The organism is Nocardia alni (genome assembly GCF_019038435.1).
GTDB lineage: Bacteria > Actinomycetota > Actinomycetes > Mycobacteriales > Mycobacteriaceae > Nocardia > Nocardia alni.
Map to the genome: position 1 here is coordinate 1 of NZ_JAGPOX010000044.1, position 21,465 is coordinate 21,465.

Annotated in this window: 20 protein-coding genes; 6 read left to right on the forward strand and 14 right to left on the reverse strand. The window is 67.9% G+C overall.

The window, feature by feature from the left end; translation table 11 throughout:
- Positions 1-581: 581 nt before the first annotated feature.
- Positions 582-2,015, reverse strand: coding sequence for a ComEA family DNA-binding protein (locus tag JZ791_RS45125; RefSeq protein WP_254205913.1), 1,434 nt, complete (start codon positions 2,013-2,015; stop codon positions 582-584).
- A gap of 272 nt (positions 2,016-2,287) precedes the next feature.
- Between JZ791_RS45125 and JZ791_RS18425 the strand changes: the two genes are divergently transcribed.
- A complete protein-coding gene (locus JZ791_RS18425; RefSeq protein WP_216896379.1) occupies positions 2,288-2,746 on the forward strand; it encodes a MarR family winged helix-turn-helix transcriptional regulator in 459 nt (152 codons plus the stop codon).
- 28 nt (positions 2,747-2,774) lie between these two features.
- Here the strand turns inward: JZ791_RS18425 and JZ791_RS18430 are convergent, their stop codons facing one another.
- Positions 2,775-4,292, reverse strand: coding sequence for a PucR family transcriptional regulator (locus JZ791_RS18430; RefSeq protein ID WP_216896380.1), 1,518 nt, complete (start codon positions 4,290-4,292; stop codon positions 2,775-2,777).
- Between the two features lie 287 nt (positions 4,293-4,579).
- Between JZ791_RS18430 and gabT the strand changes: the two genes are divergently transcribed.
- Together gabT and JZ791_RS18440 are read left to right on the forward strand one after the other, a co-directional pair.
- Positions 4,580-5,980 carry a 4-aminobutyrate--2-oxoglutarate transaminase gene (gene gabT, locus JZ791_RS18435; RefSeq protein WP_216896381.1) on the forward strand — a complete coding sequence of 467 codons (1,401 nt, stop codon included), beginning with the start codon at positions 4,580-4,582 and terminating at the stop codon, positions 5,978-5,980.
- A 269-nt stretch (positions 5,981-6,249) separates the two neighbouring features.
- Positions 6,250-7,704 (forward strand): NAD-dependent succinate-semialdehyde dehydrogenase, encoded by a 1,455-nt coding sequence (locus JZ791_RS18440; RefSeq protein ID WP_438804535.1) that lies wholly within the window; start codon positions 6,250-6,252, stop codon positions 7,702-7,704.
- Positions 7,705-7,706: 2 nt separating this feature from the next.
- Here JZ791_RS18440 and JZ791_RS18445 read toward each other — a convergent pair whose 3' ends face one another.
- The 9 genes from JZ791_RS18445 to JZ791_RS18485 all read right to left on the reverse strand — a co-directional run bounded on the left by JZ791_RS18445 (position 7,707) and on the right by JZ791_RS18485 (position 16,634).
- Positions 7,707-8,546 (reverse strand): DegV family protein, encoded by an 840-nt coding sequence (locus JZ791_RS18445; RefSeq protein WP_216896382.1) that lies wholly within the window; start codon positions 8,544-8,546, stop codon positions 7,707-7,709.
- A 35-nt stretch (positions 8,547-8,581) separates the two neighbouring features.
- Positions 8,582-9,280, reverse strand: coding sequence for a diglucosylglycerate octanoyltransferase (gene octT / locus JZ791_RS46545; protein WP_216896431.1), 699 nt, complete (start codon positions 9,278-9,280; stop codon positions 8,582-8,584).
- An 877-nt stretch (positions 9,281-10,157) separates the two neighbouring features.
- Entirely contained in the window at positions 10,158-10,814 is a 657-nt protein-coding gene (locus tag JZ791_RS18455; protein WP_216896383.1) for a histidine phosphatase family protein, read from the reverse strand.
- Positions 10,815-10,841: 27 nt separating this feature from the next.
- A complete protein-coding gene (gene rsfS, locus JZ791_RS18460) occupies positions 10,842-11,234 on the reverse strand; it encodes a ribosome silencing factor (protein WP_216896384.1) in 393 nt (130 codons plus the stop codon).
- On the reverse strand, positions 11,231-11,872 hold the full coding sequence (gene nadD, locus JZ791_RS18465) for a nicotinate-nucleotide adenylyltransferase (protein ID WP_216896385.1): 642 nt from the start codon (positions 11,870-11,872) through the stop codon (positions 11,231-11,233). Before nadD ends, rsfS begins: the two co-directional genes overlap by 4 nt.
- A 48-nt stretch (positions 11,873-11,920) precedes the next feature.
- Positions 11,921-12,094, reverse strand: coding sequence for a hypothetical protein (locus JZ791_RS18470; protein WP_216896386.1), 174 nt, complete (start codon positions 12,092-12,094; stop codon positions 11,921-11,923).
- Positions 12,091-14,265, reverse strand: a complete 2,175-nt coding sequence (locus tag JZ791_RS18475) for a hypothetical protein (RefSeq protein WP_216896387.1) — start codon at positions 14,263-14,265, stop codon at positions 12,091-12,093. The genes JZ791_RS18470 and JZ791_RS18475 overlap by 4 nt, the downstream gene beginning before the upstream one ends.
- A 51-nt stretch (positions 14,266-14,316) precedes the next feature.
- Complete coding sequence (locus JZ791_RS18480; protein ID WP_216896388.1) at positions 14,317-15,762, reverse strand: vWA domain-containing protein; 1,446 nt, start codon at positions 15,760-15,762, stop codon at positions 14,317-14,319.
- Positions 15,762-16,634, reverse strand: coding sequence for an AAA family ATPase (locus tag JZ791_RS18485; protein ID WP_216896389.1), 873 nt, complete (start codon positions 16,632-16,634; stop codon positions 15,762-15,764). Before JZ791_RS18485 ends, JZ791_RS18480 begins: the two co-directional genes overlap by 1 nt.
- A gap of 332 nt (positions 16,635-16,966) precedes the next feature.
- Here JZ791_RS18485 and JZ791_RS18490 point away from each other — a divergent pair, with 332 nt between their 5' ends.
- Positions 16,967-17,341 carry a hypothetical protein gene (locus tag JZ791_RS18490; protein ID WP_216896390.1) on the forward strand — a complete coding sequence of 125 codons (375 nt, stop codon included), beginning with the start codon at positions 16,967-16,969 and terminating at the stop codon, positions 17,339-17,341.
- Between the two features lie 155 nt (positions 17,342-17,496).
- On the opposite strand, the gene JZ791_RS18495 is transcribed toward JZ791_RS18490, so the two are convergent.
- On the reverse strand, positions 17,497-17,856 hold the full coding sequence (locus tag JZ791_RS18495; RefSeq protein WP_216896391.1) for a hypothetical protein: 360 nt from the start codon (positions 17,854-17,856) through the stop codon (positions 17,497-17,499).
- 192 nt (positions 17,857-18,048) lie between these two features.
- On the reverse strand, positions 18,049-18,495 hold the full coding sequence (locus JZ791_RS18500; RefSeq protein ID WP_254205915.1) for a MarR family winged helix-turn-helix transcriptional regulator: 447 nt from the start codon (positions 18,493-18,495) through the stop codon (positions 18,049-18,051).
- 87 nt (positions 18,496-18,582) lie between these two features.
- Here JZ791_RS18500 and JZ791_RS18505 point away from each other — a divergent pair, with 87 nt between their 5' ends.
- Complete coding sequence (locus JZ791_RS18505; protein WP_216896392.1) at positions 18,583-19,542, forward strand: quinone oxidoreductase family protein; 960 nt, start codon at positions 18,583-18,585, stop codon at positions 19,540-19,542.
- A 111-nt stretch (positions 19,543-19,653) separates the two neighbouring features.
- Here the strand turns inward: JZ791_RS18505 and JZ791_RS18510 are convergent, their stop codons facing one another.
- Positions 19,654-20,922, reverse strand: coding sequence for a glutamate-5-semialdehyde dehydrogenase (locus tag JZ791_RS18510; protein WP_216896393.1), 1,269 nt, complete (start codon positions 20,920-20,922; stop codon positions 19,654-19,656).
- Between the two features lie 90 nt (positions 20,923-21,012).
- On the opposite strand from JZ791_RS18510, the gene JZ791_RS18515 reads away from it, so the two are divergent.
- The gene (locus tag JZ791_RS18515) at positions 21,013-21,315 is read left to right on the forward strand and encodes an ArsR/SmtB family transcription factor (RefSeq protein WP_216896394.1); all 303 of its coding nucleotides are present in this window, start codon (positions 21,013-21,015) and stop codon (positions 21,313-21,315) included.
- Positions 21,316-21,465: the final 150 nt, after the last annotated feature.

Here is a 21,465-nt window from a genome sequence, read left to right on the forward strand (position 1 = left end):
CAATCGCTGCGCCCCAACAGGTCACCGCTGAAGGCGCCAGTCGCGCATCGAGAACCTGTGGCGCCGCAATCGGTTCCCGCTCCCCCGGTTCCCGATCAGGCCTGTCGCGTCCGGCCGGCACTTCCTCTCGCCTGCTCACGGTCCGGCCTCAACGCCGCGGCGTGTCGGCACGCACGTCGGGCTCGACCAGACCGAACTGCCGAGGGGCCCCGATACACCGCGCTGTTCTTGCCGCGAACGCTCCGCCGCTGCTCGCACACGAGGTACTCCGTCGGCGTCCCGCGCGCGGGACGACACAGACACTCCACCCCCATGCGACAGATCCGCTCGTCGCCGAACGCAGACGATCCGGCGATCTCTCACGATCTCCCGACACGCACAGCGCCTCTGCAACACTCTGCGGCGCACAATAATCCGGTCACGAGGCCGCTCGGTGTACCAGCAACAGCTTGATGGATCCGCACGCCTCCCGGACATCAGTGCCCAACGACGACACGCGGCACCACCCTTCCGCCAGCACACGTATATTCCTTGCAACGCAGGGCAATACATGCGTGGCGACCATGCACCCCCGAACCGGTTCATATCGTCACCAGCTCACGCAAGCGGGCCAGGCGGGAGCGACCCAGACCTGGGACTTCGGCGAGTTGGTCGATACTCGCGAAGCGGCCGTGCTCGGTGCGCCAGGCGACGATGGCCCGGGCGGTGGCGGGGCCGACACCCGGCAGCGCGTCAAGTTCGGATTCGGTGGCGGTGTTCAGGTCGACCTTGGCGGCCGGGCCGGATGCAGCGGCGCCGGACGGCCGAGGCGATCCGCCCGGCCGCTCGCCACCGGCGATGATGGCGCTGCCCAGCTGCGCCGACCGGGCGCCGGGGCCCAGCGCGCCGACGATGATCTGGTCGCCGTCGAACAGGCGCTGCGCGAGGTTGAGCCGGGCCAGATCCGCGCCGGCCCTGGCGACGGCGATCGTCACGGCATCGGCGACCCGGGAGCCGGGCGGCAGATGCAGCAGGCCCGCATGCTCCACCAGCCCGACCACGCTGACCACCAGATCCACCGGTGCGGCGGGCGTGGGCGCGGCGGTACTCGGCTCCGAACCACCACTCGGCTCGGCCGCGTCCGAGGTGCGCACCGCGGGCAACGGCGGAACCGGCTGCGCGACCGGCCTTTCCCGCTGTGCCACGGCCGCCGCGACCGCGACCGCCGCCATCCCCACGCCGGCCAGCACCAGCACGCCCCGCCACCCCGGATTCCACCGGACCCCCCGGAACCGTTCGGGCACAAGGCGTTCGTGCCACACGGACATGCTCCCCACCGGCTCGCTGAGCCAGTGCGGCGTACGCGGATGCACGACCCCATCGTCCCAGCCCTCCGGCGCCAGCCCGAGCTTCACGGATCGACCGGCATATCCGGCATCGTCGCGGTCGAACCGGTCGTGCTCGGCATCCTCATCCCATCCCGACGCCGCCGGACCGGGCCTCTCACACGCGCGGTCCTCCCACCCCTGGTCTTCGTTCTCGGCGTGCCCGCTACGCGCGAATTCGATGCGCCTACCCGCCCGCCGTTGTACCCGCTCCCGCTCCAGCGGGTCGAGGGCGCCCTCATCGCACTGTGCGCCCTCCCGTACATCGTCATCCCGGTCGAGCCCGGCACCCCAGCCCACCGGCCTCCCGGTGAACCGCACAGCCGCAACGTCATCAGGATCGCCGTCATCGTGTGCGGGATCATCGCGCTCGAAGGCGCCATACTCGTCGCTGTCGTCGTCTCCCCCGTCACGTTCCGCACGTTCGCGACCGAACCGGTCCCCCGCGGCACCGTCTCGCTGAACCCGGTTGCCTCCGCCATCATCCCGCCCGGTCGCAGCGAATCGATCATCGTCACGCTCGGAACCCTCCGAGGTCAGGATCTCATCGTGATCCCATCGGCCCCCACGCACCGCTCGACGGCCGTGGGGCCTCCCCTCCAGCGCCCCCAGCCGCTCCCGCACTCGCATCCGCTCGTCATCGCGCCCCATGCGAGCCACCGTACGAGCGCCCACCCGCACGGGATGCTCGTGACCTGGTCGAATATCCGCCCTGTGGACAAGGGTTTTCGCTGTGGACAACTCCTCGTCCGCCCCCGCCGATGTCGGACTCCTGTGCTATCGCGCCCCACCGCCATCACCACGACCACGCCGGCGCCGTGCCCATGAGCGCAGGACCGAGAATTCGCCCATAGCACTTTGCTTACAAACTAATTTTGATACAAAATTACATTGCCCCCAGTCCGATTTGCGACAATGCGGAGGTGCAACCCGGTGATCTAGAGACCGCCCGACAGCTCAACGCCGTCCTCGGCCCGCTGCGCCGCGCCGTCCTGCGCCGAACACGCGGCGCCGCAGGCCTTCCCGACTTGCCGGAGGCGCAGATCGCGATGCTGCGGGAGCTGATCGCCATGGGCTCTGGCACCCCGCGCGAGGTCGCCGAGCGGCTGCGCGTGGCCCAATCCACGGTCAGCAATCTGGTGCGCGCCATGACCACCGCCGGCCTGATCCACCGCACCGCGTCGGAAGTGGATCTGCGCACCGCGCACCTGACGCCCACCGACCGGGCCGCGGATCTGGTGGCACGTTACGACCGGACCAGCTCGGCCACACTGGATCAGGCCATCCGCGCCCTACGCCCGCAGCACCGGCGGGCGCTGCGGGCCGCGGTTCCCGCACTGTCCGAACTGCTCACCGAACTCGAGCACACCGACACCGCATGAACTCCGAATCATCATGCGCCGAGGCAGGTTACGGTGTGCGAGCCAGCAGGGCGAGCAGCAGTTCCGCACGCACCCGCGCCACACCGAGATCCACGCCCAGCAACTCTTGCACCTGAGTCATGCGCTTGCGCAGCGTATGCCGATGCACGCCGAGGTCGGCCGCGGCGGATTCCCAGTGGCCGTTGGACTCCAGATAGGCGCGCAGCGACGGCACCAGGTCGGTGTGCCTGTCCCGATCCGACTCGGCCAGCGGACCCAGCAGATTGTCGGCGAGGAGGTCCAGCAATTGCCGACCGGCGTCGGAGGCGAACAGGGCACGACCGGCAATATCGGTGAATTCCGTTGGCCGCCCGCCTGGTTCGGCCGCCGCGGCGGCGCTGGCGGCACCGTCCGCGGCGCGGGCGAACTCGATCACCCGATGCGCGCGGCTCACTCCGATCCGGACCGATCGGCGCGCGGCCGTCGGAATCGCCGCCGCAATGCGTTCACCGAAGCCGGCCGAGTCGGCGGCCGGGACCACGACCGTTACTCTGCCGCCCGCGGCATGGATGAACGAGGGAAAGTCATCGCGCCGCACCGATTCCCGAATCGCTCCCGTGACCTCCGAGAGAACAGGCCCGGGAACGCGGTCCACCACCAGTACCCGGATTCGCCCGTCCGCGTCGGTCGCGTCGGCCAAATGCACCGAGGCGAAGGCGGCGTCGGTGGCGGGATCCAGGGCCAGCTCGAGTGCCCGCGTATTCAACGCCCGCTGCTCGGCCCGCAATCGCTGCGGCTTCTCGAAGTCAAGTGCCAGCAAGGAATTCGCATGTCCGAGCAGAATCTGAGCGATGGGGTCGAGCGGACCGCCGCCGAGAACCACCAGATATCCGGGTGACCGACGACCGATGCCGATACGCTGCGCCGCAATCGATCTGCCGCCCTGCTGCACCGCGAATCCCATCGAATCACCCTCGGCGGCAAGCAGTTCGGCAATACGGTCGCCGAGACCCTCCGGCGGCGCGGCGGGGTGGGCATGCACTAGGCGTGCACTCGGATCCAGCAGCAGCACCGTGGCCCGCAGCGACACGGACAGCTCCGCGACGAGGGCCGGTGCGCCGCCGGTGAGCACCGCGCGCGTCATCTTCGGCTGGGCCCGGGACGCGTGCAGCACCGCGTCGTATTGCAGTTCGGCCAGCCGGGCCGACACCCGGGTGATGACTGCCGCGAACGGAGTACGCAGGGGCACCTCGATCAGCGGCAGACCGATCTCGTCGGCGGCCGCGATGAGGTCCGCGGGCACTCGAGGGTGGGTCAAGCCGGTGCCGAAACCGACCCCCGCGATACCGCAACCGTCCAGTCCGCGCAGATAGTCGGCGCGACCGGAGGTGCTCGCGGGCAGGCCCAGTCCGGTGGTCAGTACGAGTTCACGCCCGGACAGCCAGGGATAGGGTTCGGCCAGCTCGGTGGTCAGCGCCAACCCGATCGCGCGGTCCAGACCATCGCCGCCACGCAGCACCAGGCCCAGATCGCGCTGGGCCAGCAGCCAGCGCACCGGGACAGGCATCGCCGGGGTCGATCGACTCGACTCATTCCCCTCGCTGGGCGATCGCCGCATTCGGAATCCTTTCCACGACCGCCCACACACCGGACACGTCGTGATCCTGCGGGCCACTCACACGTTCCGGTCGGTGACGACAATTCGCCCGCCTGACCCTCGGCGCTGCCGAGATACCAGCGACATTGTGCCTAAATGGCGTTTTAGGTACCACCAAAATGTACAGAACGTCCCTACCCCCGCAGACAACGAGGCTCGAAACTCGACAGCAGATGCCACGACATTCAGGAGCACCGATGACCGACACCACGACCCGGACCCACCGGTTGCCACAGCGGCGCAGCCTGGTCACCACCCTGCCGGGCCCGCGCTCCACGGCGCTGGCACAGCGCCGTGCCGCGTCCGTGGCCGCGGGGGTCGGCTCGTCGGCGCCGGTCTACGCCGCGGACGCCGACGGTGGAGTGATCGTGGATGTGGACGGCAATTCGCTGATCGACCTGGGCTCCGGCATCGCGGTCACCGGCGTCGGCGCCTCGAATCCGGCGGTGGCCGCCGCGATCGCCGAGCAGGCCGCCCGCTTCACGCACACCTGTTTCATGGTCACCCCGTACGAGGGCTATGTGCAGGTCGCCGAGGAGCTGGCCGCGCTCACGCCCGGCGATCACGCCAAGCGCAGCGTGCTGTTCAACTCCGGCGCCGAGGCGGTGGAGAACGCGATCAAGATCGCGCGGCTGGCCACCGGCCGCACCGCCGTCGTGGCGTTCGACCACGCCTACCACGGCCGCACCAACCTGACCATGGCATTGACCGCCAAGAACATGCCGTACAAGAGCAACTTCGGCCCGTTCGCGCCGGAGATCTACCGCATGCCGATGTCGTACCCGTTCCGGGACGAGGCCGGTCTGACCGGCGCCGAGGCCGCGCGCCGCGCGATCTCCCGCATCGAGACCCAGATCGGTGCGGACGCACTGGCCGCGATCATCATCGAACCCATCCAGGGCGAGGGCGGATTCATCGTGCCCGCACCGGGATTCCTTGCCGCCCTGGCAGAATGGGCCAAGGCCAACGGCGTGGTCTTCATCGCCGACGAGGTGCAGACCGGATTCGCGCGCACCGGCGCATGGTTCGCCTGCGAGCACGAGGGCGTCGTGCCCGACCTGATCACGCTGGCCAAGGGCATCGCGGGCGGTATGCCGCTGGCCGCGGTCACCGGCCGGGCCGAACTGCTGGACGCGGTGCATCCGGGCGGCCTTGGCGGCACCTACGGCGGCAACCCGGTCGCCTGCGCGGCGGCCCTGGCATCGATCGGGCAGATGAAGGAGCTGGATCTGATCGGCCGGGCGCGCGAGATCGAGAATCTGGCGCTCCCGGTACTGCGCGAGCTGGCCGCCGAGACCGACGTGATCGGCGATGTGCGCGGACGCGGCGCGATGCTGGCGATCGAGCTGGTGCGGCCGGGCGCCGCCGAGCCGGATCCCGCCCTGACCAAGGCCGTGGCCGCCGCTGCCCTCGCCCACGGGGTGATCGTGCTGACCTGCGGCACCTTCGGCAACGTGATCCGCTTGCTGCCTCCGCTGGTGATCGGCGACGACCTGCTGCTCGACGGCCTGTCCGTGATCGCCGACGCGATCCGCACCCTGACCCGGATCAACGGCCCCGCTGGATTCACCGACCGACCGATACCTCGATCCGCCTGAACCGCTCTGGCAACCGTTCCAGGTGATCCGACCGGACGAATCACAGCCGATATGGCTCGGCCCCTGAGTCGACGCCATCGGCATGGGCGATCGCCATCGCCAGTCGACTCCGGAACGACCAGCCGCCACCACCCGCTCAGCTTGATCACCGCCGCAATGGTCGATCACCACAGGAACGGTCGACCATCCATCCGAAGGCCGACCGACGCCGATACTACAGGCCGCCCCGACGGCCGATCCGAAAACAACTGTCTAGCAAGGAGAATCAGATGCAAATGGCAGACGAACTGCTGGCCCGGATACCGACCGAGCTGTGGATCGGCGGCAAACAGGTTCCCGCAGAGGGTGGACGAACCTTCCCGGTGTCCAACCCCGCTACCGGCGAGGTACTGGTCCGGATTGCCGACGCCGATGCCGCCGACGGCGCCCGGGCTCTGGACGCCGCCGTGGCCGCACAGTCCCCGTGGGCGGCGACACCTGCCCGGGAGCGCGCCGAGATCCTGCGCCGTGCTTGGGAATTGGTCATGGCGCGGCGCGACGACTTCGCACTGCTGATGACCCTCGAGATGGGTAAGCCGCTCGCGGAGTCCCAGGGGGAGGTCACCTACGGCGGCGAGTTCCTGCGCTGGTTCGCCGAAGAAGCCGTGCGCATCAACGGCCGCTACACACAGTCGCCGTCCGGGACCGGGCGAATCCTGGTCACCAAGCAGCCGGTCGGGCCGACGCTGGCGATCACGCCGTGGAACTTCCCGCTGGCCATGGGCACACGCAAGATCGCCCCGGCGCTCGCGGCCGGATGCACCATGGTGGTCAAGCCCGCGGGCGAGACGCCGTTGACCATGCTGCTGCTGGGCCAGGTGTTCGCCGAGGCCGGACTGCCCGACGGGGTGCTGTCGATCCTGCCGACCTCACGCTCCGCGCAGCTGACCGATCCGATGTTCGACGACGACCGGCTGCGCAAGGTCACCTTCACCGGCTCCACGGGGGTCGGCAGGCAACTGCTGGCCCGGTCCGCGCAGCGGGTGCTGCGCACCTCGATGGAGCTCGGCGGCAACGCACCGTTCGTGGTGTTCGCCGACGCCGACCTGGACGCGGCGGTGGACGGCGCGATGGCGGCCAAGATGCGCAACATGGGTGAGGCGTGCACCGCGGCCAACCGCTTCCACGTCGACAACTCGGTGCGCGCGGAGTTCACCGACCGGCTCACCGAACGCATGGCCGCCCTCCGGGTCGCGCCTGGGCACGAGGCGGATTCGCAAGTGGGACCACTGATTTCGGCGAAGCAGCGCAATACGGTGACCGAGCTGGTCGCCGACGCGGTGGCCAAGGGCGCGAAGGTGACCACGGGCGGCAACACCGTGCCGGGCGACGGCTGGTTCTTCGAGCCGACCGTCCTGGCGAACGTGCCCGCCGACGCGAGCATCCTGCGGGAAGAGGTGTTCGGCCCGGTCGCCGCGATCACCGGATTCGACGGCGAGGCCGCCGGCATCGCCGCCGCCAACGACACCGAATTCGGTTTGGCCGCCTACATTTACACCCGCGACCTGGACCGGGCGCTGCGGGTCGGCGAGGCACTGGAGTCGGGGATGGTCGGAGTCAATCGCGGCATCATCTCCGACGTCGCCGCGCCGTTCGGCGGTGTCAAGCAATCCGGGCTGGGCCGGGAGGCGGGCAGCGAAGGCATCGAGGAATACCTCGAGGTCAAATATCTGGCCCTGCAATAACTTCAGCCGCAGCCGCCCGGGACGACCAGGACGCCCACCGCGCCCTGGCCCAGGTGGATGGCCAGCGTCGGGCCGAATTCCGCGGTGATCACCTCGCGGATGTCCGGAATCAGCTCGGTCAGCTGGGCGGTGATGGTGTCCGCGACGTCGGGGATCCCGAGATGCTGTACGGCGACGGTGGCGCCGCCCTCGCCTGCCGCATCCACCGCCGCGGCAACGAGTTTCGCGTAGGCCTTGGAGCGGGTGCGAGCCTTCTCGCGCAGTTCCAGGCGGCCCTCGACGATGTGCAGCAGCGGTTTGGTCACCAGTTCGGTGCCGAAGAAGGCCGCGGCGGAGCTCAACCGCCCGCCGCGGCGCAGCTGTTCGGTGCGGTTGACCATGATGAAGGCCCGGCCCCGCCCGGCGGCGGCCACCGCCGCGTCGTACACCACGTCCAGCGGCGCACCCGCGCGTGCGGGGCGGGCGGCGGCCAGCACCGCCATCCCCGTGCCGAGTCCGGCGGACAGCGAATCCACCAGCCGGAGCCGGTCGGTGTCCAGATCGAGCACCGCTTGGCGGCCCGCCTCCCAGGTCGAGGAGAGCTGGCGCGAAATATGCACAGCCACAACACCGTCCCCGCCGGACAGCGCCAGCGCCCGCTCATAGGCGGCACGCAGATCGCCCGGCGAAGCCGAGGAGGTGGTGACCGTGGCCGAGCCGTAGTCGATGGCGCACTCGTCCACGCCCTCGCGAATCTCGCGACCGTCCACCAGAACATGCAGCGGCACCACGAGAATGCCCAGATCGGTAACCAGGTCGCCGGGCAGGCTCGCGGAGGAATCGGTGACCACCACGACGGGCATGGGGTCAGATACCCCCCGAGATCCGGCTCGGCATCTCAGGAACCGACCTCCTGAAGCACCTTCACCATCGCGCGGGCGACGGCTGTGTGCCCCTCCCAACCCCAGTGGATGCCATCTGGATTCGACTCGCCCGAAAAGATGTTGTCTCGCACGGCTTCGCCCAGATCAACCAGCGGCACAGCGGTTTTCGCCGACCACTCGTGCAGCGCCCGCACCGCGGGCGCACGGCCGCTGTGCACCTTGCCGTATGCCTCGCAGTCGTGCACCGACGGCAGCACGCCCACGAACGGCAGTTCGGGACGCAGCTGCGCCAGCGAGTGCCGCGACTGTTCGAGATAATCGATGCTCACCCGCGGCGGCAGCGCCACCGGGCGTCCCAGCTTCGACAGGTGCGGCTGCACCCAGTTGTAACCGTCCCGCACCACCCGCCGCAGCGACGGGGGCCGCACGTAGCGGATCATCTCCCGCAGCGCGGTCGGCAGCGGCGAGGGCAGCGAATCCATACCACCCGTGGCGAACACCACCGCACCCGCGCGCGGCACGGCCGCCCACACCCGCGGATCGTTGATCAGCGCCCAGTATCCATCGCGGCAGGTCCAGCCGATCCGCGCGATCAGTTCGACATCCCAGTCCATCTCCGCCGCAACCAGATTCGGCCAGATACGCGGATCGTCGGCGGGCAGCCCGCCCTTGGGGCCGAAATAGGCCAGCGAGTCGGCGATGACGAGCAGCACCGGACGCGGCGCGGAATCGCCTGCCGCGTCCGGGTTGTCGTCACCGTGCGGCGCAGCGGCCGCGGCCGATCCGACAGCTGCGTCATGATCGGCAGCCCCAGCGTCGCCCTCCGGCAGGGCACTCGGACCATCCGGGCCCGCGCCGGATTCCGACGCATCCATAGCTGTCGATTCCGCAGCTGTCGATTCCGCCGAATCACACGGCACACCCGCACCGGCGGATTCAGCATCGGAATTCGGCGCTACAGCGGGCACAGCACCGATCTGTCCACTCGGGACCGGAACCTCGACCGCAGTCGCGACGCCGGTATCGGTAGTCGCCGCATCGGCATTCGTGCTGACGATGGTTTGCCGCTCGCCCACACCATCATTCGGCGGCGCGAGCGAATCGTGATCCTCGGCGTCGATGCCCGCCGAAGTGACGCCCGATGCCTCGGACGCAATGAGGTTCCCGGAATTCGAGCTGTCACTCGCCGAACCGGTATCGGAAGTTCCCGAGAGCCCGGGCGGCCCCGTATCTCCCTCGGTCTCCCGGCCCCCACTGTTTCGACCGGCGCCCTCGGCGACCGAATCCTGCTCTAGCACAGCCGGTTCCGGCGAAGACCCACCGAACAGCAGATCCGGAAGATGCCGCACCGGCCCCCCGGACGCCTTGCGCATCAGCTCATCGGTGATCGCGCCGCCCGCCTCGGGGGCGCCATGCCCGGCCCCGGCGCCTTCCGGCCGCGGCACATCGCCGCCGGCCACGGGCTCGACCGGCGCCGGGCCACCGAACAACGCGTCCGGGAGGTGCCGAACCGGCCCTCCGGACGCCTTGCGAAGCAATTCATCCGAAACCTGCCGACCCGGTTCATCCCGGTCGGGCGAGGAGGACTTCTCAGAGGACATCAGGTGCTACCTTCGCCGCCGCGTTCCACACGTCAAGCCGCCACCCGGGCTGCTCGATGCTCGGACCGTGGCTGCTCAGCTGCACCCAGCTGGTATTCGCCAGTCCGCCCAGGACCGGCCAGTTCGCGGGGGGCAATTCGAGCAACGCGGCGGTCAGAGCGGCGATCAAGCCACCGTGCGCGACCAGGATGATGGTACGGCCGGGCCAGTCCTCGCGCTCGGCGAACAACTCGTGCACCACCGGAAGCGCCCGCGCGCCGACCTGGAGCTTGCTCTCACCACCCGGCGGGGCGAACGTCGCGTCCAACCGCCACCGCTGACGCGACCCCGGGTAGCGCGCGTCCACCTCGATATGGGTCATGCCCTGCCACTCGCCGAGCAGAGTCTCGCGCAGCCGGGAATCGGCCACCAGCTCCAGACCGCTGTGTTCGGCCAGCGCCGTGGCAGTGTCGTAGGCGCGTCGCAGATCCGAGGAGATCAGGGCGATCGCGTCGGGGGTGGCCAGCTGCCCGGCGGCCTTGGCCTGCCGACGGCCGAGCTCGCTGAGCTCGGTGTCGTACTGCCCCTGCATACGGTCGGTGGCGTTCCATTCGGTCTGACCGTGCCGCAACAGGATCAGCCGCCGCACGGCGGCGTGCTTACTCATCGAATCCGTATCCGTCTCTGCCGCCTGTCATTCGGACGATCCGTCGACCGCCCGATTCGCCCCGACACCGTCCACGGGGACCTGCGGGCAATCCTTCCAAAGCCGTTCCAGCCCATAGAAATCGCGTTCGTCGCTGTGCTGGATGTGCACGACCACCTCGATGTAGTCGAGCAGCACCCAGCGGCCCTCGCGGGTGCCCTCGCGCCGCACCGGCTTGTGCCCGGCCAGCCGCAGCTTCTCCTCGACGCTGTCGACAATGGCGTTGACCTGCCGCTCGTTGGGCGCGGACGCGATCACGAAGCAGTCGGTGATGACCAACTGTTCGGACACGTCCAGCACGACCACGTCGGAGGCCAATTTCTCGTCGGCCGCGCGCGCGGCGATTTGCGCCATCTGCACCGCCTCGGCAGATGCTGTCATATGCCTACCTTCCCGTTCCCTCCCGGCACATACAGGTGCCGTTTCGATATGTACTGCACGACACCGTCCGGAACCAGATACCACACCGGCCTGCCCTCGGCGGCGCGGCGGCGGCATTCGCTCGAGGAAATCGCCAAGGCGGGGATCTCGATGACGGTCACCGCGTCGGCCGGACTGCCCTGCAGATGTTTTTCCAGCTGATCGATATTCAATTCGTACCCCGGACGGCTCACGCCGACGAACCTCGCCAGTTCGAACAGTTCCGTCCAATCCTGCCACGTGAGGATGTTGGAGAGCGCGTCCGCACCGGTGATGAAGTAGAGTTCCGCGTCCGGATGCTGGTTCTGCAGGTCACGCAGGGTGTCGACAGTGTAGGTGACCTTGCCGCGATCGACATCGGCACGGCTGACCGAGAATCGCGGATTGGAGGCGGTGGCGATCACCGTCATCAGGTAGCGGTCCTCGGCGGGACTGACCCGTTTAGCCGACTTCTGCCAGGGCTCACCGGTCGGGACGAAGATCACCTCGTCCAGGTCGAACCGGTGCGCGACCTCGCTGGCGGCAACCAGGTGCCCATGATGGATCGGATCGAACGTTCCGCCCATCACGCCCAATTTGCGCCGGCCTGTTTCTCGCACGGGCCGAGCTTACTGGGCAGTGTTCCAGCTACCGAGGACCGCGGCCGTTCAACGATGTGTCAGGGCGCGCAGGCCCCCCTCCACGCAGCGCTCGACCCGGACCACGGACGAGTGGTGGTGGCGGGGAGACTGCGCGGCAACGCAGGTGGGTGAGCCGGAACCGGTCCACAGAACGGCCACGATCGCCGTGACGACGAGCAGGAAGCCGGTGACGCGAATCATTTGGCGTTCGCCTCGTCCCGCATCGTCTCGAGCTGGCGACGGGTGTTCAGCAGTTCGCCACGCACCTCGGGTGAGGGTGCGTTCTCGGCCAGGCGTTCCAGATCCGCGAGCAGGGTCCACATGATGCCCATACCCATTACGGCCCCCGATTCATCACCCCAGAACTTCAACCAGGCCGCCGACCGCAGGCACCGGGCGTGGGAGGCGACCCGGTCCAGTTCGGCGAACAGGTCCGCGGCGCACAGGTAGGCCTCCAGCGCCTCGGTATCGCGTCCGCAGACCGACAGTGCCGCCGCGGACGCGAACACCAGCTCGGCGTGCAGGTCACGATGCCGGGGATCGGCGTGGATCAGCCGGGCGCCCTCGGTGAATTGCGCTGCGGCATCGCCATATCGGTTCAATGCGTTCAGAGAGTCGCCGAATTGCCGGCGAATCAGGGCTATCTCGACGACCGGATACGGAAGACCGCCGGCGGTCAAGACCTCCGCCGGAGAGGCTGACCGAACGAGTGCCAGCGGACGGGAATTCGGCGCCGGCTCCCCGATCGGCTCGCGATGTCCGCTGGGCGACAACGGCAAGGATCGCTCGCTGAGCGAAGGGTGGTCGAGCGACAGCGGCTGCTCGAGCAGGGCGACCGCCTCACCGTGTCGGCCGGCACGGTGGTAGGCGCGCGCCGCGACGACGATATGGTGCAGTGCGTCGACCGGTGACCACGGCTCCCAGTGCCAGGCCGCGGTCAGTGCCGCATCGGCCAGTGCCTCTTCCCTGCCGGACTGGCCCGAGATCGCGGTAACCAGAAGCGAACTCAGACGGGCGAGCTGTTCCGGATGCAGAACCCCGTCTCCGGCATGCAGGGCGCGCCGGAGCGTCGCCTCGGCGCCGCCGGGATCTCCCGCCATCAGCACGGCGGCGGCCTGCGCCAACTGCTCGGCCTCGGCGTGCCGGTCCGGATCGGCGACCGTGCGTAGCGTCGCGCGAACGCTCGCTCCGGGAACAGGACCGGCGCGCCCCACCACGAGAACATCGGAATGTGACGCGGCGCCGGCGTCGTGGACCAAGGCCAGGGAGCGCAACCTGCCCGTACTTCGGATGCCCAGCGGCAGATGGTCGGCCAGCGGCTTCTGCGCCAATCGTGCCCGGACGGCGACGCTCACCGTATCCGTGCCGTTGCGCTCGTCGTAGCGAGCGCACAGTGTGCCGATCTCCGCGGTGAGCATGTTCAGTGCCGAGGCGCAGGTCGCCGCGTCCGGGCCGACCGGCAGATTGGCATATCCGAGATCCACCAGGCGTTGCAGCAATACGCTTACACCCGTGGCGAATTCGAGCCGAATATTGGCATCGGCGCCCACCTCGGTGAGCCACTGCGCGTGCTCGGTCAGAATGTCGAGGCCGCGGGCCTCGTTACCGGTCAGTGCGCAGAATTCGATGTGTTCGGCGATCGCGTAGCGCAGTCCGGGCCTGTTACGGAGCAGGGGATAGCCGGTCAGATGTGCGGCACGGGCGGTGTCGAGGCTGCCGGTACGGATCAGCGGTAGCAGCGCGTGGGCACGGATTCGGTGCGGTTCCTCGGCGCAGCCTCGCCTGCCCTCCAGGACCGGGGCCCAGCGGCGTAGGGCATCATGGTCGTCGCCCATCGCCTTGGACAGCGCTCCCGCCCAACCGCATTCGCAGGCCTCACAGTCGGTCATATGGTCCCGCGGCGCGGCCAGAGCCTGGTCGCGCAGGTGCGCGGCGGACTCGTAATCGCCCAGTTCGCGGGCCAGGGTCGACCGCAGTTTCAGCACCGGGCGCAGGCTGTATCCCGCTGCTCGGTAGCGCTGTTCGAGCTCGTCGAGCCAGTACCGGACGGTATCCAGGGGCATCGACGGATTGTCGATGAGATCGTGTGCCCACCACTTCAGGTACCAGAGCACCGACTGCGACAGCGTAGTCAGTTCCGACGGATGCCCGTCGTGAACGCACAGCAGTCGCGTGAAGGCGTCGGGCGTCAGATCCCGTTCTCCCGCATGGCTGTACGCCTGCACCAGGTCGAGGAGCACCTCGGCCTCGAGGAGGCGATCCCCGCCGTCGCGCGCGGCAGCGGCCAGGGTCTCCAGGTATCGGGTACGCCCCTGCCCCTCGGGTTTCGTACGGGCATCGCTGAGTGCGTGCCGGATCTCCGCCGTATCCATATGTGCAGGATCGCGGCCAGTCCCTGTGGGGCGCTTAAGGAAATCTAATGATCACACGGGTAGCAGGCGCCCGACGACGGCCGTCAGCTGCCTGGCCGAACGGCATTCGTACATCTCGATGATCTCGGCGTACCGGTTTGCCGCGGAATCGCCGGTCCCCCAGAGCTTTTCCGCCTCCGGATTGAGCCAGTAGGCGTGCTTGGCGGTGTCGACCAGTCGCAGCAGCGTATCCAGGGCGGGATCGCGGTAGTTGGTGCGGGCGTCGCCCAGGATCAGCAGCGAGGTACGGCTGGTGACCGCGTCGGGCCAGCCTTCGGCGAATCCGTCCAGGGCCGAACCGTAGTCGGAGTGGCCTTCGATGCCGACCACCTTCGACTCGGCGAAGATGCGCCGAGTGACCTGGTCCAGCGGGGTGACCTGGTCGAACAGGTGGGTGACCTCGTCGGCGCGGTCCACGAACGCGAATATCCGCACCCGGGAGAACTGTTCGCGCAGCGCGTTCACCAGCAGCATGGTGAAGCTGGAGAATCCGGCGACGGAGCCGGAGATATCGCACAGCAGTACCAGATCCGGGCGGCCGGGGCGTGGCTTGCGGGTGACCAGGTTGATCGGCACGCCACCGGTCGACATCGAACGACGCAGAGTTCTGCGCAGATCGATCTCACCGCGCCGGGAGCGGCGGCGGCGTGCGGCCAAGCGGGACGCGAGCACGCGCGCCAGACGCTGACTGCTGCGGCGCAGTTCGGCCAGTTCGTTCTCGGAGATACGCAGGAAGTCGGCGTCTTCGGCCTGGCGTTGTACGCCATAGGACGAGACGCGGTCGCGGCCGATGCGCTCGGCGACGCGACGACGAGTCTCGGCCTCGACCGTGCCGCGGAACTGTTTGACCCGCGAACGGGCCGAGCGGCGGGCGATTTCGGAACCGAAGTCCGAATCGTCCATTCCCGCGGCCAACCCCGCGAGGAGCTTGCTGATCAGCAGTTCCGGCTGGACGTCCCGGAGAGTCTGGTAGGCGGAGAACGACGGACCGTTGGCCGACTGGTACTGCCCCATCTGCTCGACCATCTGCGCGGCCAGTTCCCGGAGCTGCCGCGCGGTGTCGGGCGAGGGATCGGCGGCGAGCAACTCGGCCAGCATCTTTCGCAGTTCGAGGATGTCGATCTCGCCGTCGGGTCTGCGGGGGATCTCGACGTCGACGGCCCCGCTGCGTTGGCCGAGGGCGGGCGGAAACCACAGGTCGAACAGGCCGTTGAAGGTGGCTCGCTGGGTAGGACGGCGCACCAGCGCGCACGCCAGGCCCTCGCGGAGCATCTCGCGGTCCATCAGGTCCAGCACCGTCAGAACCTGACCCGCGTCAACGGTTTCCGAGGGGCCGACGGGAATTCCCTTGGCGCGCAAGGCTTCCACGAACCCGACCAGGTGCCCGGACAAGCCGTGCGGCGCGTGCTCCGGCGGGTCGGCCGGGGATGGCGCCGGGCGAGCCTTGCTGCCGAACATCAGGCCAGCTTCAGCTCGGACAGCGCGCGCTGGTGGTCGCTCTGGTGTTTGAGGACGACACCGAGGGTTGCGCGCACGGAGGTGTCGTCGAGGTCCTTCAGGCCGAGGGCCAGCAGCGTGCGACCCCAGTCGATGGACTCGGCGACCGAGGGCAGCTTCTTGAGCTGCATACCGCGCAGCACGTGCACGATCCGCACCAGCTGCGCCGCGACGGCGGGCTGCAGTTCGGGCACCCGGCTGGCTAGGATCCGGCGCTCGAGTTCCTCGCCCGGGAAGTCGATGTACAGGTAGAGGCAGCGGCGCTTGAGCGCCTCGGACAGCTCGCGGGTGGCGTTGGAGGTGAGCACCACGAACGGCAACCGGGTCGCGGCGATGGTGCCCAACTCCGGGACGGTGACCGCGAAATCGCTGAGCACCTCCAGCATCAGGCCCTCGATCTCGACATCGGCCTTATCGGCCTCGTCGATCAACAGCACCGTCGGATCGCTGCGCCGGATCGCGGTCAGCAGCGGGCGCGAGAGCAGGAACTCCTCGCTGAACACATCGGATTTCGTATCCGCCCAGCTGTTCTCGCTGGACGCCTGGATCCGCAGGATCTGCTTGGCGTGATTCCACTCGTACAGCGCCCGCGCCTCATCGATCCCCTCATAACACTGCAACCGCACCAGCTCGGCCCCCGCGACCTGCGCGACGGCCCGCGCCAGCTCCGTCTTGCCGACACCGGCCGGCCCCTCGATCAACAACGGCTTACCCAGCCGGTCTGCCAGGAATACCGACGTAGCGGTAGCCTTGTCGGCCAGGTACCCGGTCGTGGCCAGCCGCTCGATCACCTCGTCCACCGAGGTGAAGATCGGTTCGTGCACCGTTTGCACAGTCGTGCTCCTCCTCCGGAGTGAACCACCTACCCGCCGGCACTCATGGGTATGCGGCTATGCACCGTAAAGCACACACGATCGACGGTACACACTCCGTATCGACGGCGGCTAGGCACATAGCACAGCTCACGTCGCCGCCGCGTCGAAGTGTCAGCGACTCGGCCCGACCTCGCCGTCACGTATGCCGACTTACTGCCACAGTCCGCGAATCGCGGGATTCGGTATACACAATCGAATTGGAATACATTAAATGGAAGGCCGGAAAATCAGAGGAAAGTCGGTTGCGATCAGCGCCCGCAAGGCGAGATCGACATGGGAGCATGCTGACTATGACCGACAACCATTGGAAATCCCTTCCGATCGATAAGAAGCCGATTCGCGAGATCGTCTACGCGGGAAACGGCAAAGACGCCGATCTGATCATCACCTTCGCCGACGGCAGCAGCGGCACGGTGACCAGTCATTACGTGTCCATCACCTCGGACTCCCCAACGCAACTGACGATCGAGGCCCTTGACGATCGCAATCTCGCTATACGAATCACCGGCCCAGACCTCGCTATCGCATCAGGGCGAGTACATAATTATGACGATGACGAGTGGGTGCCTGAATTCCGTGACGATGTTGCGAAGTGGGCAGAACCGGGCAAACACGACCTCGGCATCGAAACCCCAGTCAAGCTGGAACTCACCACTACCAAGTAGCGCACCACCACCATCCGTTCCGGCAAGCGGCATTACGCCTGCGCGCCAGGCTCACTCGGATAATTCTCACTCCCCATAGTCGATAGGCCGGTAGACGACCCACCCAAGGGTCGTCCACCGGCCTATCGACAGCAACCGTCCACGCGGTCTATCAGTTAAAGGCCAACGACTTCGTCGGGCGTCCTTGCCGACAACACCCGACTCGTCCACTTCTGCAACTGCGCCGCGTCGGCAGACCGGACAGCCTCCAGAATCCGGTCGGACAGCGATCCGAAACGCCCTGCAAGTATCTCGAGCAAAGCATCGGCACGTCCCTTGATCTCCCCACGAACCTCCCCCCGCGCCTCAGACTCGACAACGAGCTTGCCTTCCATCGCCATCATGCCCTCCATAGCTCGCGGTCCAAGGCGCTCCACCACAGGAACCAGATCTTCCCGGTCCGTATCCACCCCATCGACGTAGCCGAGCATGTGAAGGATTTTCTGCGGATCGGGACTGGTCCGATATTCAGCCACAGTCGAACAAACTACGCGAATCGGACTCGGCGAGACAAATTTATTTCACCCATTTTGGCGCGCCGCTCAATCGGTGAGTCTTATTGCCTACCAGAGGGTATTCCATTCCGCATCGAGTCATTCTGGACCGCCCCATTATGGAACACATCAATTGGAGTATTCCGCCAGAAGTGCATTCCATACCGACGTCACTCAGCCTGCGGCAACCTGCCCGATCTGTTCATCGAGCAGGCGCCCCAGCAAGGCTGAGAGGCGCTTCTGTTCGGTGGCGTTGAGGCGCTGAATCAAAGGGACGACGAGGTCGGCTATTTGGGCGGTGATTTCGGCCGCCAGGGACTGGCCCTGGGCGGTGAGGGTGACCTGGACGGCACGGGCGTCTTCGGTGCTACGGGTGCGGCGGATCAGACCGCGGCGGACGGAGCGGTCGACGAGGCCGCTCACCGAGGAACGGTCCTGGCCGAGGTGGGCGGCCAGTTCCGCGATCTTGGGTTCGTGGTCGCGCAGGATGGCCAGGACGCGCAGTTGGGTGAGGGACATCTCGTGGGCGGCGGCGACCTGACTCAGCGCGGCCATCACCGTGAACGAGGCCTGGACCAGGGCGTCCATGACCTCTGTGGACAGCGCGTCATGTTCGGACATGAGATGTAGCCTACCTTGCATTAGGTGGTATTGCCATCTAAATTAGGTGGTAATACCACCTAATTGCCAACCAGCCGGAGGTCCTTCATGTATGCAGCTGTCGTCACGGCGTTCGATGCGCCGCCCAGCTACCGAGAGTTCCCCGCACCCACTCCCACCGGCTCTGACGAGGTGCTCGTCGACGTGCTGGCCTCGGGGCTGCACCCCCGAGTGCGCTCCCAGGCCAGCGGCTCGCACTACACCAGCACCGATGAGCTGCCGCTGATCCCCGGGGTCGACGGCGTCGGCCGCACCCGGGACGGGAAACTGCGCTACTTCGTCCTGTTCGATACCGCCGTCGGCGCGATGGCCGAACAGGCCGTCATCGACCTGCGCCGCAGCATCGTGCTGCCGCCGGACAGCGATCCGGTCGCGGTCGCCGCGGGTATGAATCCGGCCATGTCGTCGTGGATCGCACTGCGGCAACGGATTTCGTTCGCTCCGGGCCAGAGCGTGCTGATCCTCGGCGCGACCGGGAGTTCGGGCAAGCTCGCGATCCAGGTCGCCAAGCATCTCGGCGCGGGCCGGGTCGTGGCCGCCGGGCGCAATCCTGGCAAGCTCGCCACCCTGACCGGTTTCGGCGCCGATGAGACCGTGTCGCTGAGCGGATCGCCCGAGGAGGCCGCTGACCGGCTCGGACAGGCGGCGGCCGATGTGGACGTCGTCATCGACTATCTCTGGGGCGCAATGACCGCCGCCGCGATGCGCGCGATCGTCACGCAGCGCAGCGATCGGGGAAAGCCGCTGTCCTGGATCGAGATCGGATCCATGTCCGGACCCGAGGCCGAAATCCCTTCGGCCGCACTGCGTGCCGCACGTTTGCAGATCGTCGGCAGTGGGCAGGGATCGGTGCCCACCCGCGATATCCTCGCCGAACTCCCTGCCCTGGCCGCCGAAATCGCCAGGGGCACTTTCACCGTCGACGCACGGCCGGTTCCTCTGCGCGACGTGGAGACCGCATGGAAGGATGCCGACAACGACCAGCGCATAGTCATCACGCCGAATTGACTCCGCTGCGAGACGAATCCGCCGGTACCGCACGGCACTCGCCCCTCGAACGCGAACCTCTCCCGCACTGCGACCGAAGACCGATCGAACGCGTCGGCTACCAGCGCGGAACTACACCGGGCGAATCTGCCCGTCTCCCCACACGATCCACTTCGTGGAGGTCAGCTCCGGCAGCCCCATCGGACCGCGGGCGTGCAGCTTCTGGGTGGAGATGCCGATCTCCGCGCCGAAGCCGAACTGCTCGCCATCGGTGAAAGCGGTCGAGGCGTTGACGATCACCGCGGCGGCGTCCACCCGGTCGGTGAATTCCCGGGCGGCCCGGAGGTCTCCGGTGACGATGGCCTCGGTATGCCCTGTGCCCCAACGGTTGATGTGCTCGACAGCGGCGTCGAGATCGTCGACCACCCGCAGCGCGATGTCCATGGACAGATATTCCTCACCCCAGTCTGCGTCGGTGGCGGGAACCAGGCCGGGCAGGTCACCGTGCACGGTGACACCGGCGGCGTCCAGGGCACCGCGCAGGCGGGGCACCGCGATCTCGGCGATCGCCCGGTCTATCAGCACCGTCTCGGCGGCGTTGCACACACTGGGCCGACGGGTCTTGGCGTTGAGCACGATGGATTCGGCCATCTCGAGGTCGGCGTCGGCGTGCACGTACACGTGACAGTTGCCGGTGCCGGTCTCGATCGTGGGCACCTGCGCGTCGCGGACCACCGCGTCGATCAGGCCGGCCCCGCCGCGCGGGATCACCACGTCCACCAGCCCGCGCGCCTGGATCAGATGGGTGACGCTGGAGCGGTCCTCGCTCGGCAGCAGTTGCACCGCGTCCTGCGGAAGTTCCTGTGCCGCAAGGGCATCGCGCAACACCGCAACCAGCGCCGCATTGGAGCGGGCCGCCGAGGACGAACCGCGCAGCAGCGCCGTGTTACCAGACTTGAACGCCAGCCCGAACGCGTCGACCGTGACGTTCGGCCGCGCCTCGTACACCATGCCGACCACACCGAGCGGCACACGCACCTGCCGCAACTCCAGCCCGTTGGGCAACGTGGACCCGCGCACCACCACGCCGATCGGATCCGGCAGCCCCGCGACCTGCCGCAGACCCGAGGCGATCCCGTCGACCCGCGCGGCGCTCAGGCGCAGCCTGTCCAGCAGCGACTCGGCGGTGCCACCCGCCCGCGCGGCCTCGATATCCTCGACGTTCGCCGCCAGCACCGTATCGGCCGCGGAGAGCAGCGCGTCGGCGCAGGCGTGCAGGGCCGCGTTCTTCTCGGCGGTGGTGAGCCGAGCGAGTGTCCGCGACGCCACCCGCGCCCGGCGCGCCGCGTCATGCACCGCCGCGCGAATGGTGTCCTGGTCGGCAGCAGTGGAAGCAGTCATGACCAACAGAGTACTGACCGGCAGAAACCCTGTCCCACGAGATTCCCCAACCCTCTAGACAGGGAATTAGGAAATTTCCATAATTACTGAATGCTCGATGTGGATCTGGTCAAGGCGCTGGCCAACGACAAGCGCTTGCAAGTGCTGGACTGGCTGCGCGATCCGGAGGCGCACTTCCCGCCGCAGACCGACGGCGATCTGGTGCGCGACGGAGTCTGCTCGCTGTTCATCGCCACCAAACTCGGCGTCAGCCAGCCGACCTGCGCCGAACACCTGAAGGTGCTGAGCCGGGCCGGGCTGATCCACGGCACCCGGATCAAACAGTGGACGTTCTATCGCCGCGACGAGGAACGCATCGCCGCGGCCAAGGCGGCGCTGGGTGGTGCGTGGTGACCCGCGCGGCAGAGATCACGGCGGACGAGATCCGTTCGACCGCAGCGCTGATCGCGCCGTACATCCGCCGCACTCCGGTGCTCGAAGTACCGCTGAGCGAGCTGACGATCGAGCAAACATGCACTGCCGAGCGGCCGCCCGTGCCTGGAC